Genomic DNA, 13,625 nt, shown 5'->3' with positions numbered 1-13,625 from the left:
GGGCAAGATGCGAGGTTCCTTCACGCCATCGCCGGCGCCCATCGACTCTAATTTGACTGTAGTTGATGGGCCCTGGATTCGCCTTCAACCTACGCAAGCTTACGAAAACGCCCCCTCATGTGAGGGGGCGTCGATGGCGCTAGCGCTTGTCGTCTGGGTCAACGCACGATCATCACCGAACACTTGCTGTGATGGACGACGTGCTCGGCGTTGGGGCCGATCACGTAGTCGGCGAACTTGCGCTTGGTATGCGAGGCCATGACGATCAGGTCGGCATCGATCTTCTTGCCGACCTTGATGATGGCTTCCCAGGGGGAGCCATCGGCGATGATCGCCTGAGCCGTCAGGTCCTCCGGCACGTGCTCGACGATGAAGTCATGCTGCGCCTTCTGTACCGCTTCATGGGCCTTCTTGGCGAAGTCCTTGGGGAAGTAGGACCCCACCAGCGGCATGCGGTAGTCCGGCAACACCGTCACCAGGTGCAGGCTGGCACCAAAGTTGCGGCACAGCGAGAGCGCCACCGGCAGTGCCCTCTCCCACGACGATGGCTCATTGAGATCGACCGGTAACAGGATCTTCTGGTACATGACGGACCTCCTCAGGCCGTGGCCTCAGTGGTTTCAGGGGGCCGGCGACGGCGTTGTGCCAACACGATCAGGGCGAACAGCAGCAGCGCCGGAATCCACATCAGCTCTTTCGGCCAGCGGTCCACCGGTGCCTGAATCTCGACGATCTCCTGATCGAAGTCGAAGCCGAGATCCGCAGCCTGACTGCCATAGGTCACCATGTCGACGATGGCGCGACCGTCCTCGACGATCAATTCCAGACCGAGATTGAGCAGGCGATCCTCACCGGTCTCGCCGTCTGCCACCGGCAGCGTCATGTAGGTCGTCAGCGGATCGCCGAAGGCGTCCTCGCCCTTGACCTGCAGACGCAGGGTGCTGTCCTCGTCCACGTTGCCGTAGGCCTCGACGAACTCGGACGGCGGCACACTGCGATAAGGATCATGGATGATGTCCATCCAGAAGCCCGGGCGGAACAGGGTGAAGGCCACCAGCAGCAGCAGGATGCTCTCGTACCAGCGATTGCGGGTGATCATGTAGCCCTGGGTCGCCGCGGCGAAGATCAGCATGGCGATGGTCGCCACCACGAAGATCAATACGCCCTGCAAGGGCGCCACATCGATCAGCAGCAGGTCGGTGTTGAAGATGAACAGGAACGGCAACGCGGCGGTACGCAGGCTGTAGTAGAACGCCTGGAAGCCGGTGCGGATCGGATCCCCTCCAGAAACCGCCGCGGCGGCAAAGGAGGCAAGGCCCACCGGCGGCGTGACGTCGGCCATGATGCCAAAGTAGAACACGAACAGGTGCACCGCGATCAGCGGTACCAGCAGACCATTCTGCTCACCCAGTTGCACGATCACCGGAGCCAGCAGCGCCGACACCACGATGTAGTTGGCGGTGGTCGGCAGCCCCATGCCCAGGATCAGGCTGAGAATGGCGGTGAAGAACAGAATCAGCATCAGGTTGCCCATGGACAGGATCTCGACCACGTCCGCGAGCACCAGGCCGACACCGGTCTGGGAGACCGCACCCACGATGATGCCGGCGGTGGCGGTGGCGATACCGATACCGATCATGTTGCGCGCGCCGGTCACCAGCCCCGTCCACAGGTCCAGACAGCCTTCGCGCAGATCCTTGCCAAGATCACCCCGCCCACGGAAGGCGTGCATGATCGGGCGCTGGGTCAGCATGATGAAGATCATGAACACCGTCGCCCAGAAGGCGGACAGTCCCGGTGACAGGCGCTCCACCATCAGACACCAGATCAGCACGATCACCGGCAGGATGTACTGCAGGCCTACCAGCACCGTGGGTCGGGTCTGGGGCAGCTTGTAGATAGGCTCGTTGGGATCATCGAGCTCGAGCTCGGGATAGTTTGCACCCAGCTTCAACAGCGCCACGTAGACCACCGAGAGCGCCACGGCCACCACCCAGGGAGTCGCATCACCCAGTACCGGCTTGAGCCAGCCCAGGCCGTAGTAGACACCCAGCGCCACCACCATCATCAGCAGCAGACCACCGAGGAAGCCGATCACCTTGCGTACCAGCGGCTTGGGCGGGTTGGAGCTTTCCAGCCCCTCCATGTTGGCCTTGAGCGCCTCGAGGTGAACGATGTAGATCAACGCGATATAGGAAATCAGCGCCGGCAGGAAGGCGTGCTTGATCACCTCCACGTAGGAAATGCCGACGTACTCCACCATCAGGAAGGCGGCGGCGCCCATCACCGGCGGCATGATCTGGCCATTGACCGAGGAGGACACCTCCACCGCACCGGCCTTCTCCGAGGAGAAGCCGACACGCTTCATCATCGGAATGGTGAAGGTACCGGTAGTCACGGTATTGGCGATGGACGAGCCGGAGATCAGGCCGGTCATGCCGGAGGCCACCACGGCGGCCTTGGCGGGCCCGCCCTTGTAGTGGCCCAGCAACGAGAAGGCGACCTTGATGAAGTAGTTGCCGGCACCTGCCTTGTCGAGCAGCGCGCCGAACAGCACAAACAGGAAGACGAAACTGGTCGAAACGCCCAAGGCGATACCAAACACACCCTGGGTGGTCAGCCACTGGTGATTGACCAGGCCGTAAAGGCTGACGCCACGGTGAGCGAGGATACCCGGCATCCAGGGCCCCGCCAGCGAATAGAAGATAAAGATCGAGGCGATGATCATCAGCGGCGGCCCGAGCGCCCGCCGTGTTGCCTCGAGCAGCAGAATCAGGCCGGTCACACCGACGATGACGTCCTGCAGGATGGGTGCGCCAGGACGGTCAGCCAGCTGTTCGTAGAACACGAACATGTAAGCCCCGGCGGAAGCGGCCAGAATCGCCAGCACCCAATCCTGAAGAGGAATGCGGTCCCGCGGCGAGCGCTTGGTCGCGGGGTAGGCCATGAAGGCCAGAAACAATGCAAAGGCCAGGTGAATAGAGCGCGCTTCGGTGGCGTTGAAGACGCCGACGCCGGCCATGAACGGCAACGGCGAAGCAATCCATAGCTGGAACAGCGACCATGCCGCCGCAACGCCTACCAGCAGCTTGCCGGGCGCACCCAAGGGGTTGCGCGAACCGGAGTCGCTGGAGGCGACCATGTCCTCGAGATCCACTTCGGACTGCGTGGATCTCTTGTTGTCCTCAGTCATAAGCGTGCCCTGCCTGGAAGAGGAATCGTCATGATGGAGGGCTTCGCCTCCATCCCCGAATGCCCGCTTTCGCGGGCCAGTCGTGCTGGCGCTGCCTGGTCTCTACCGAACGTCCGGTGTCGATCCATCGACGGGCCACAACGCACTGCGCGGCCGCCCAACGGCCGACCGCGCAGAGATTAGCTGGCTATTCCCCCGAGAGGGGAAGAACCCTTACTCGATCCAGCCCTGCTCGCGATAGTAACGAGCGGCACCTTCATGCAGCGGTGCGGACAGACCGTTGGATACCATGTCCTGCGGATCCAGGTTTTCGAAGGCCGGGTGCAGACGCTTGAAGCGATCGAAGTTGTCGAACACTGCCTTGACGGTCTGGTAGACCAGCTCGTCGTCGGCCTCGGCGCTGGTCACGAAGGTCGCGGCGACACCGAAGGTCTCGACGTCATCCGGGTTGCCCTTGTACAGACCGCCTGGAATGGTGGACATGGAGTAGTACGGATACTCCTCGACCAGGCCCTTGATGGCGTCGTCGTTGAGCGGCACCAGCTTGGCGTCGACGGTGGTGGTGGCTTCCTGGATGGAACCATTGGGGTGGCCGACGACGTAGGCCATGGCGTCGATGTTGTTGTCCGACAGGGCAGATGCCATCTCGGCTGCGTCGAGCTGCGAGGCCAGCGAGAAGGTGTCTTCGGTCCAGCCCTTGGCGTCCATCACCACTTCCATGGTGTTGCGCTGGCCGGAACCCGGGTTACCGATGTTGACGCGCTTGCCGGCCAGGTCATCGAGGCTCTCGATGTCGGCGTCGGCACGGGCCAGGATGGTCAGCGGCTCGCCATGCACCTTGAACACGGCACGCAGGTCTTCGTAGGCTTCGCCCTCGAAGTTGCCGGTACCGTTATAGGCCTGATACTGCACATCAGACTGGGCGACACCCATGGTCAGCTCGCCACTGCGAATACCATTGACGTTGGCCACGGAGCCACCGGTGGACGGCGCGTTACAGCGGATGCCGGTCTCTTCGCTGTTGCGATTCACAAAGCGGCAGACAGACTGGCCAACGACGTAATACACGCCGGTCTGACCCCCGGTGCCGATGGTGATGAACTGTTCTTCGTCCTGGGCCATGGCCGGGGACGTGAACATGGCGGCTCCGAGAATGGCGCTGGACAGTGCAGCGGCGGAGAAAGCATGGCGCTTCATGGTCACACCTCTTTTGGTATTGTCGACGTTGACGGCATGGACTCGTGCCTTGCCCCTCCTGGGCCGGCAAAAGATCCACCAGTCATTCCTTTTGCGATAAATTCACCTGGAGAGACCAGGCCGAATCATTGTAAAACGAGAGTTTAGCTACCGCTAACGTTTAGTGGGCGTTAATTTTTTCTGCACGCCCCTCAGGGCGTGGAGAAATATCCCTTCCCTCCCCGTCGGCCTGCAACGATGGCCAGGTACACAACGAGGACTTAAGGCGCTCGACCACTGACACTCGCGGAGCGGAAATCGAGCGTCGACGGTCTACCGTGAGCATAGCCCTTGGCACCGCTGACGCAATCGACTGCCGCCCATGTCGTCGCGCTGTCGATTCGGGTTACCCTGCCTCTTTCGCCAACTGCGAGGAATCCATGCGCCTGCTGGCTTGCCAGACCACAATCCCGGCGACCCGCAATCGGCTCGACCAGCGCGACCACCTGGACGCCCTGGCCGGGCGCCTGCGCACTGCCGCGTCGCAGCAACGCCCACAGCTGATCGTGCTGCCGGAGCTGTCGTCCCAGGAGTACGGCGAGCAGGCCTTCGAGGCGATGGATGAACTCGATGACGACCTGCAAGGGCCTGTGACAGCACACTATTGCGCGCTGGCCCGGGAACTCAGGTGCCCGATCGCCTTCGGCGTGGCGCGCAGATCACGCCGGGCCGACGGCTCCCTCTGGCGCCATATCAGCCAGGTGGTCGTCGACGCCGAGGGGCAACTGGCGGGAGCCTACGACAAGCTGCACTGCGCCCAGTTCGGCGCCAGCGCCGAGGCGGCCCACTTCAGCCCGGGCGAGCGCCTGGTGACGCTGGATATCGCCGGCTGGCGCGTCGGCTTCATGATCTGCTACGACCTCAGGTTCGGTGAGCTGGCCGCCCGCTACCGCCGGTTGGGCGTCGACCTCATGATCCACCCGGTGGCCTTCACTCGGGACTTCTCCTTCACCAGCTGGCACAGCTTCGTCATCACCCGGGCGATGGAAAACCAATGCTACTGGCTAAGCCTCAACCGGGCCGGTAACGGCTGGGGGCACTCGCTGTTGTGTCCGCCACTGGTCACCCCCGAGGCGTCGCCAGAGGTTCTGGGCGAAGAGGAAGCGTTGGTCAGCTGGCAGCTCGAGCGCGACACCCTGGAGCGTGCCAGGAAGCGGCTTCCACTGGCGGGCGACCGCCGTCAGGACATCGACCGGCTGGCCACAGGGCCGCTACCGTCACCGACGGTTACCACCGCAAGCCAATGACAGGAGTCTCCATGGACTATCCCTTGATCGAATGCATTACCGGTGACATCGCCCGCCAGGCCGACGTCGAGGCGGTGGTCAACGCAGCCAACGCCCAGCTGGAAAGCGGCGGCGGTGTGGCCGGCGCCCTTCACCGTGCCGCCGGCCCGGAGCTGGCCCAGGCCGGGCGGCCGCTGGCACCGATTCGCCCCGGCCAGGCGGTCATCACCGAAGGCTTTGCGCTGCCCAACGCCTGGGTGATCCACTGCCTCGGCCCGGTCTACGGCGTCGACGAACCGAGCGCCGAACTGCTCGCCGGCTGCTACCGAGAGGCGCTGGGCCTGGCCCAGCAGCAAGGCATCCGTCGAGTGGCGTTCCCGGCACTGTCCACCGGCGTATTCGGCTACCCGCTGAACGAGGCGGCGGAAATTGCCGTGTCCACGGTCCTGACCACCCTGCCCGCCTGCCCCGATATCGAACTGGTACGCTTCGTGCTGTTCGACGAGGCCAGCCGAGACGTCCATCAACGCTGGCTCGAGACGCTGACCGACAACGACTGAAGACCATGAACACAACAAGGCGCGAGCCATGCTCGCGCCTTGTGCCCCCACTGCCCAGGGTACTGCCCCAGGCGGCCTAGACGTTGTAACCCAGCACCCGAGGCAGCCACAGCGCGATCTCCGGGAAGATCACCACCAATGCCAGCGCCGAGGCCATCGCCGCCACGAACACCATGGCCCAGCCCAGGGTCTGCTCCAGCCTGACCTTGGCGACCTCGGTGGTCACCATCAGGTTGACCGCCACCGGCGGAGTAAACTGGCCGATGGCGATGTTCATGGCCAGCAGGATGCCGAACCACACCGGATTCCAGCCGAAGTGCTGCATCACCGGGATCAGGATCGGCATCATGATCAGGTAGATCGAGATGGCGTCCAGCAGCATGCCCGCGGCCAGCACCGCCAGCATGATCAACAGCAGCAGCAAGGTGCCGTTGTCGGATAGCCCGATGACCCACTCTGCCAGGTGACGGAAGGTGCCGAGCATGGTCCCGGACCAGGCGAAGATGCCCGCCAGGGCGATGATCAGCATGACCACCCCGGACACCACCACCGCCTCGCCCATCAGCCCCCACAGGTCCTTGAGCGACAGCTCACGGGTCAGCACCAGGCCGACCAGGATGCCGTAGGCCACGGCGACCACCGCCGCCTCGGTGGGCGTGAACAGGCCACTGCGCAGACCGCCGAGTATGATCACCGGCGCGAACAGCGCCGGCAGCGCCTCGCGGAAGCTCTTGCCGATGGGTGGGCGCTCCATCTCGGCAGGGTCTTCCCAACCATAGCGCCGGGACAGCCACAACGCCGGAATCAGCAGCGAAGCGCCGGCCAGCACCCCGGGAAAGAGTCCGGCGGCGAACAGCGCCCGCAGATCCACTCCCGGCACCACGATGGAGTACAGGATCAAGGCCACCGAAGGCGGGATCAGGATGGCGGTAGACGCCGAGGAAGCGATCAGGGTCGCCGAGAAGGGCCGCGGATAGCCCGCGCGGGTCATGCTCGGCAGCATCACCATCGCCACCGCGGCGGCGTCGGCGGGGCCGGAGCCGCTCATGCCCCCCATGATCATGCACACCACCACCGCGACCACCGCGAGGCCACCATGGCGAGGCCCGATCAGCGCCTGGGCGAAGCGCACCAGGCGTGCCGCGACCCCCGCCCGCTCGAAGATCAGCCCGGTCAGGATAAATAGCGGAATGGCGATCAGCGGATACTTGGCCACGCTGTTGTAGGTATTGGTGCCAAGGGTCGCCAGCATCGCCGGCGACAGCCCGGTGACGATGCCCACGGCGCCGGACAGGCCCAGCGAAAAGGCCACCGGCACGCCGGCGATCAGCAGCACCAGAAAGGCGATCAGCATCCATACATCAGGCGTCATCGTGAGCACCTCCGCGCAGTCGCTCCAGGCTCGCCTGGCACTGGCGGAGGAACATCAGCCCCGACAATAGCGGCAGCCAGATCAGGTACCACCACTGGGGCAGCCCAAGTCCGGGCGACAACGACTGCCACTGGTACTCCTGCCAGGTCATGAGCGCACCGAACCAGGTGATCAGGCCCAGCACCAGCAGCCCGCACAAGCCCTGGAAGATCACCAGCAGGCGATAGCCAAGCGGCGGCAGCGCCCGCTCCAGCAGGCCGATACGGATATGGCGATGGCTTCGCAGAGCCACCGAGGCACCGGCGAAGGTCAACATGACCAGCAGAAAGACAGAAAACTCTTCGGTGAACGCAAAGGAACCACCGGTGATGTAGCGCACCACCACATTGACCAGGCTGATCGCACCGATGATCAGGATCGCCAGGGTGGCCAGGGTGCGCTCGATTCGTGCATCAGGACGTTTCATCGAGAAAGGGCGTCGGTAGGGAGTCAATCAACGCCGACCCTCGATCATGAGGGTCGGCACAAGGTTTACCGCCGCGTCAGAGCGGTTGCTCAGCGCGCGTCGATGGCGCTTCGGGCGGCCTCGACCAGGTCCTCGCCGATGCGCGGTACCCACTTCTCGTAAACCCCTTCGGTCGCCGCGACGAACGCCTCGTGCTGCTCCTCGTTCAAGTCGGTGACGGTCACACCACGCTCCTGAATGGCCGCCAGGCGCTCGCTCTCCTGCTCGCGGGTCATGGCGATCTCCCAGGCGCCGGCTTCGACCGCGGTCTCACGCAGCAACGCCTTCTCGTCATCGGACAGGGTGCTCCAGACCTGCTGGTTGGCGGCGAAGATCAGCGGATCGTTCATGTAGTTCCACAGCGTTACGTGCTCCTGGCCGACCTGGTCGATACGCGCCACGTCGAACACCGACAGCGGGTTCTCCTGGCCATCCACCGCGCCGGTGGTCAGCGCCGGCTTGGCGTCGGCCCAGCTCATCTGGGTCGGGTTGGCGCCCAGTGCGCTGAAGGTGTCCTGGAACAGCGGCGACCCCACCACCCGGATCTTCAGGCCTTCCAGGTCCGCCGGCTCGTCGATCACGCCCTGGGAATTGGACAGCTGGCGGAAGCCGTTCTCGCCCCAGGCCAGCGGCACCACGCCCCGCGACTCGATCGCCTGGAACACCAGCTCGCCGGCCTCACCTTCGGTGATCGCGTCCACCGCGCTCTCGTCCGGCATCAGGAAGGGCAAGGAGAACAGATTGAGTTCCGGCACCTGGGGCGACCAGTTGATGGTCGAGCCCACCGCCAGGTCGATCAGCCCCGAGCGCATCGCCGAGAACTCCCGGGTCTGGTCACCGCTGACCAGCTGGGAATTGGGAAAGACCCTGAGCGTCAGCTCGCCGTCGGAACGCTCCTCGACCAGGTCAGCCCACTTCTGAGCGGCCTGGCCCCAGGGGAAGGCATCGGAAAGCACCGTGGAGACCTTGAGTTCCCGCGCTTCGACGTCCGCCGAGGCGGCCAGCGAGCCAAGGGCGATGGCCGCACCGACCAGGGTGAGAGAGAAACGAGACGGCGAGCGCGAGCCGAACAGAGATGTCATGACGTGTCCTTGCATTGATGCCCCCTTGGCCAGGCCAACGCTGAGCGGTACCTGACACAAGCGCTGCATCAGAAGCCGGATCTAGCCTGGCGAAGGCTGGGGGTCGAGTGTGGTGATTAAGGGAGAAACGTATTGATCTTGTCGACTTTTCAATATGCCTGCAAACGGTAATCCGCGACAAGTGCCGCGCGATGCGCGAAAGGCCCGTTGGCCTTCGGACACGCACGCTCAGATGTCCTCGCCATGTCGTTCGTGCGAGGGCTGCACGGCTGGAGCTTGTGAGAGCGTGGACACCAAACGTCTGCGAAGGGGGTGCTAGCATGACGCGGTGAACAAGGCAGTCGAACGAAGGCGCCCCTCGGACCGGCCCAGGGGCTCTGCTATGCTGCTCGTTTTACCCATCAAGGACGACCGGTGCCCCTACGCGACCTCCTCCTCGGCCTCCTGGTCATCGCCATCTGGGCGTTGAATATCATCGTCATCAAGCTTGGCGTGTCAGACATGCCGCCCTTGCTCCTGACTACCCTGCGCCTGGCACTGGTGGCCGCGCTGCTGGTGCCCTTTCATCCGGTGGCGCGCCATCAGCTGCCCTTCCTGGCACTGCTGTCGGTGACCTTCGGGGTGATGAACTTCGCCCTGCTGATCATCGGGCTCGGCCAGGCCGAGGCGGGTACCGGTGCCTTGCTGGTGCAGATGGGTACGCCCTTCGCCACCCTGCTGGCGGTGATCTTTCTCAGGGAGCGGCTCGGCGCAAAACGCCTGGTGGGACTGTTGCTGTCGTTCGGTGGCATCGGCGTGCTGGCCGGAGGGCCGACCCTGCCGGCGCCGCTGCCTACCGCACTGCTGCTGGCCAGCGCCCTGGGCTGGGCGGTATCCCAGCTATTGATCAAGCTCGGGCCCAAGGTCTCGCCGATGGCGATGGCCGGCTGGATCGCGCTGTTCGCCACCCCACAGCTGGCGCTGGCCTCCTGGTGGTTCGAGGACAACCACTGGCAGGCGCTGCAGGATGCTGGCCTTGCGGGATGGGGGGCGGTGCTCTACACCGCCCTGATGTCCTCGATCCTGGCCTACGGCATCTGGTTTGGCTTGATCCGGCGCCACGACGTCAACCGGGTGGTACCGCTGACGCTGCTGGTGCCGGTGCTGGCGGTGATCCTCGGCATCGTGCTGCTGGGTGACAGCGTCAACGCCTACAAGCTGGGCGGTGGTGGCATGGTGGTCGCCGGGGTGGCGCTGATCGTCATCCGCTTCGGGCCTCGTCGTGCTCCCGCCACCCCGCCGGTACCCACCGCCCCCAGCAAGGACCCCTAGCCGCTGCAGCTCTCGCTGCTGCCCGGCCAGCTGACACAGTCGCCGGGACCGACGCCCAGCGCCTCGAACGTCCCGGCCTTGACCTCCAGGGCAGCGTGGTAGCGCGACGCCGGGCGGGTGGTCGGACATTCCTGGGCCTCGCCCTGGCAGGGCTCCATGCGACGAATCTCCTGGATGCGTCCGTCGGCACCGATAAAGGCGATATCCAGCGCCAGCAGGGTCTGATACATCCAGAAGCCGTTATGCACCCCCTGGGGACTGGCGTAGAGAAACAGCATGCCGGCGTCATCGGCCAGTCGCTCGCGCCCCATCAGCCCACGGTTGCGCTCCGCCGCCTCGTCGGCCACCTCGACCGTCAGACGACTCGGCCCCTGGGATCCATGGACCACCAGGGTTACCTCTTCCCTGTCGGCGGCGGCAAAGGCCGACGTCGCCAGAAAGGGAGTAGAAAACGCCACCGGCGCGAGCGCCAGGGAGCTGAGGAATCGACGGCGAGTCAGGGTCATGGAGGCCTCTCAGTCAGGATGGTCATCGGCAGGCAAGGCAGGCAGCTTATCCGCTTGCATCAGGTGGATGCCAGCAGCCAGCAACGAGACATTGACCCAGGCACCCTGCTCGAGTCCATTGCGCCTGGCGGCGTGGGTCGAGATATCAAAGCGCAGGGGCTGGCTTTCGTGAGGCACCCTCAGGGTCACGGAACTCTGTCCGCCCAGCACCAGCAGCTCGTCTACCCGCGCGGTGACCAGGTTTTCCCGCACCCCGCGGGAGGGCCGGTCGCGGCGCTGCAGCACGATATCGGATTCCGGCAGGTACCAGGTCACCCTGGCTCCCTCGCCGAGTCCCTCGAGGCCTGCGGCCACCTCAAGACACCACTCGCCCCAGCCAAGGCGCAGTCCCTGGGCGGTATCGACCACTCGCCCGCTGAAGATGTTCGGCCGGTCCAGCAGGCGCGCCACCTCGGGACTGTCGGGGCGCCGGAACAGCTCGCTCGGGGTGCCCTGCTGCAGGGTCCGGCCGCCATGCAGCACGCACAGGCGATCGGCCAGGGCGCTGGCCTCGTTGAGGTCGTGGGTGACCAGCACGATGGGGATATTGAGGCGTTCGCGCAACTGCACCAGCTCACGCTGAAGCCGACGGCGCGTCACCTGGTCCACCGCCGAGAAGGGTTCGTCGAGCAGCAGCACCTGTGGCTCCCTGGCCAGCGCCCTGGCCAAGGCCACCCGCTGACGCTGGCCGCCGGACAGCTCTCGCGGCAGGCGCCGCTCCAGCCCTTCGAGGTTGACTCGCTCTAGCCAGTGCGCGGCTCGCAGGCGACGTTCACGCCGCGGCAGGTGGCCCAGGGCGGTGGCGATATTGTCGGCGGCGTCGAGATGAGGAAACAGCGCATAGTCCTGAAACACCAGCCCCACCCTGCGCCGCTGCGGCGACCACACGACCCCCTGTTCGGCGTCAAACCACCGCTCACCGCCACAGTGCACCGTCCCCGAGGCGGGAGCATAGAGCCCCGCGATGGCGCGCAGCAGGGTCGACTTGCCGCTGCCCGAAGGTCCGACCAGCGCCAGCAACTCCCCGGGACGGCAGGCGAACTGCGCCTCGAGCGGGATCGGCCCGGGCTGGGCCAGGTCGACGTCGAGTCCCGTATGGACATCCTGGTGATGGTGCATGCTCAACGCCCCCGCCAGCGGCGGCGCGCCGCCAGCCCGTAGACCACCGCAATGGTCACGAAGGAGACCACCAGCAGCAGCGCTGACATCACCCCGGCGGCCCCCTCGTCGAAGGCCTGGACGTGGTCGTAGATGGAAATCGCCAGGGTGCGGGTCTCGCCATCGATGGCCCCGCCGACCATCAGGATGACGCCGAACTCCCCCAGGGTGTGGGCAAAGGTCAACGCCAGCGCCGAGATGACGCCAGGCATCACCAGCGGCAATTCGATGGTCATAAAAGTGCGCCAGGTCGATAGCCCACTGCACCAGGCGGCCTCACGCAGGTGGTCCGGCAAGGCCTCGAAGGCACGCTGGATCGGCTGTACCGCGAAGGGGATGTTGACCACCAGCGAGGCCAGCAGGATGCCGCTGAAGGAGAAATTCAGGCTGGTGCCGGTCAGCGCCTGCCAGGCGCCGCCCAGCGGGGCGTCGGCACTGAAGGCGAGCATCAGGTAGAAGCCCATGACGGTGGGCGGCATCACCAGCGGCAGTGCCACCAGGGATTCCGCCAGCGGCCGCCAGCGTGACCGGCTGTGGGCCAGGCGCCGCCCTAGCCAGATACCCGGTGCCAACAACAAGAGACTGGTCAGCAAGGCCAGCTTGAGCGAGACGACCAGCGCCAGAGCGTCCATAAAGCGGCTACTCGCCGGTCACGGGCGCAGTGAAACCATAATCCCGCAGAATCTCCTGCGCCTCGGGCGTCTGCAAGAAGTCAAAGAAGGCCTCGGCGCCGGCGCCCGCCCCTTCGAGCAGCACCATGCGCTGTACCAGGGGTCGATGCCAGTCTGCGGGGATCAGCCGCCAGGCAGCGCGCTCGGCCAGGCGTGGCGCCTTGACCAGGGAATAGGCGACCAGGCCACCGGAGGCCTCGGCGGACAGCGCGAACTGGGCGGCCTGGGCGACGTTTTCACCCAACAGTTGCAGGGGTTCACTTGCCTGCCACAGCCCTTGGCGCTCGAGCACCTCGCGGGCGGCCATGCCATAAGGGGCGTGGCGCGGGTTGGCCAGGGCGATACGCCGCGCAGGGCCTCCCTGCTCAAGCCCTGCGACCGCCTCGCGCACCGCCTCAAGCGGTGCGTCCTGCGGCGGTAGCGGTCGGCCGTCACGCTGCAGCCAGACCAGCCGGCCCTGGGCATAGTCGACGCCCTCGCCCTGGGTAAGCTCGGCCTGCTCGAGGTCCCGGGCGCGGCGCTCGTCCGCCGACAGAAACAACGCGAAGGGCGCCCCCTGTTCGATCTGGCGCTGAAGATTGCCCGAGGCGCCGAAGGTGACGCTGAGGTCGATGTCGCCATCCTTGCTGGCGTCGCTGTCGCTCGTCTTGAAGCGCTCGATCAAGGAGGGCATCGCGAGCTGTAGCGAAGACGCCGCCGCGACGTGAACCCGGTCGGCCACGGCGGACATCGGTGCAAGTCCGAGAGACAGTCCAAGGAGAAGGAT

Annotated in this window: 13 protein-coding genes; 3 read left to right on the top strand and 10 right to left on the bottom strand. The window is 65.3% G+C overall.

The features are described 5' to 3' along the window. Positions 1-158: 158 nt before the first annotated feature. The 3 genes from C9F12_RS05740 to C9F12_RS05730 form a co-directional block, all read right to left on the bottom strand. Entirely contained in the window at positions 159-587 is a 429-nt protein-coding gene (locus C9F12_RS05740) for a universal stress protein (protein ID WP_045994084.1), read from the bottom strand. Between the two features lie 11 nt (positions 588-598). Then, positions 599-3,193 (bottom strand): TRAP transporter permease, encoded by a 2,595-nt coding sequence (locus tag C9F12_RS05735; RefSeq protein WP_045994085.1) that lies wholly within the window; start codon positions 3,191-3,193, stop codon positions 599-601. Between the two features lie 213 nt (positions 3,194-3,406). Next, positions 3,407-4,390, bottom strand: coding sequence for a TAXI family TRAP transporter solute-binding subunit (locus tag C9F12_RS05730; RefSeq protein WP_045994086.1), 984 nt, complete (start codon positions 4,388-4,390; stop codon positions 3,407-3,409). A gap of 419 nt (positions 4,391-4,809) precedes the next feature. Between C9F12_RS05730 and C9F12_RS05725 the strand changes: the two genes are divergently transcribed. Both C9F12_RS05725 and C9F12_RS05720 read left to right on the top strand, forming a co-directional pair. Beyond that, positions 4,810-5,676, top strand: a complete 867-nt coding sequence (locus C9F12_RS05725; RefSeq protein WP_052704464.1) for a carbon-nitrogen hydrolase family protein — start codon at positions 4,810-4,812, stop codon at positions 5,674-5,676. Positions 5,677-5,687: 11 nt separating this feature from the next. Beyond that, positions 5,688-6,215 carry a macro domain-containing protein gene (locus tag C9F12_RS05720; RefSeq protein WP_204248980.1) on the top strand — a complete coding sequence of 176 codons (528 nt, stop codon included), beginning with the start codon at positions 5,688-5,690 and terminating at the stop codon, positions 6,213-6,215. A gap of 76 nt (positions 6,216-6,291) precedes the next feature. Here the strand turns inward: C9F12_RS05720 and C9F12_RS05715 are convergent, their stop codons facing one another. From C9F12_RS05715 to C9F12_RS05705, 3 genes are all read right to left on the bottom strand, one after another. Then, positions 6,292-7,587, bottom strand: a complete 1,296-nt coding sequence (locus tag C9F12_RS05715; RefSeq protein ID WP_108448255.1) for a TRAP transporter large permease — start codon at positions 7,585-7,587, stop codon at positions 6,292-6,294. Beyond that, the gene (locus tag C9F12_RS05710; protein WP_045994089.1) at positions 7,577-8,053 is read right to left on the bottom strand and encodes a TRAP transporter small permease; all 477 of its coding nucleotides are present in this window, start codon (positions 8,051-8,053) and stop codon (positions 7,577-7,579) included. The genes C9F12_RS05715 and C9F12_RS05710 overlap by 11 nt, the downstream gene beginning before the upstream one ends. Before the next feature lie 89 nt (positions 8,054-8,142). Then, positions 8,143-9,165: a DctP family TRAP transporter solute-binding subunit gene (locus C9F12_RS05705; RefSeq protein WP_108448374.1), complete on the bottom strand. Its 1,023-nt coding sequence runs from the start codon at positions 9,163-9,165 to the stop codon at positions 8,143-8,145. Between the two features lie 423 nt (positions 9,166-9,588). Between C9F12_RS05705 and C9F12_RS05700 the strand changes: the two genes are divergently transcribed. Then, positions 9,589-10,485 (top strand): EamA family transporter, encoded by an 897-nt coding sequence (locus C9F12_RS05700; protein WP_045994091.1) that lies wholly within the window; start codon positions 9,589-9,591, stop codon positions 10,483-10,485. Here C9F12_RS05700 and C9F12_RS05695 read toward each other — a convergent pair. The 4 genes from C9F12_RS05695 to modA are packed head-to-tail and all read right to left on the bottom strand — an operon-like array spanning position 10,482 to position 13,589. Beyond that, on the bottom strand, positions 10,482-10,991 hold the full coding sequence (locus tag C9F12_RS05695) for a DUF192 domain-containing protein (RefSeq protein ID WP_045994092.1): 510 nt from the start codon (positions 10,989-10,991) through the stop codon (positions 10,482-10,484). The two genes, C9F12_RS05700 and C9F12_RS05695, sit on opposite strands and share 4 nt — an antisense overlap. A gap of 9 nt (positions 10,992-11,000) precedes the next feature. Continuing rightward, complete coding sequence (locus C9F12_RS05690) at positions 11,001-12,149, bottom strand: ABC transporter ATP-binding protein (RefSeq protein WP_108448254.1); 1,149 nt, start codon at positions 12,147-12,149, stop codon at positions 11,001-11,003. 2 nt (positions 12,150-12,151) lie between these two features. Then, positions 12,152-12,820, bottom strand: a complete 669-nt coding sequence (gene modB / locus C9F12_RS05685) for a molybdate ABC transporter permease subunit (RefSeq protein ID WP_045994094.1) — start codon at positions 12,818-12,820, stop codon at positions 12,152-12,154. Between the two features lie 7 nt (positions 12,821-12,827). Next, the gene (modA, locus tag C9F12_RS05680) at positions 12,828-13,589 is read right to left on the bottom strand and encodes a molybdate ABC transporter substrate-binding protein (protein ID WP_239452589.1); all 762 of its coding nucleotides are present in this window, start codon (positions 13,587-13,589) and stop codon (positions 12,828-12,830) included. Positions 13,590-13,625 lie beyond the last annotated feature (36 nt).

This window comes from Halomonas sp. BN3-1, from assembly GCF_003056325.1.
In the GTDB taxonomy this organism is placed as follows: Bacteria; Pseudomonadota; Gammaproteobacteria; order Pseudomonadales; family Halomonadaceae; genus Halomonas; species Halomonas litopenaei.
The sequence above is the reverse complement of the archived record's forward strand: the minus strand, read 5'-3'. Positions and strand labels throughout refer to the sequence as shown.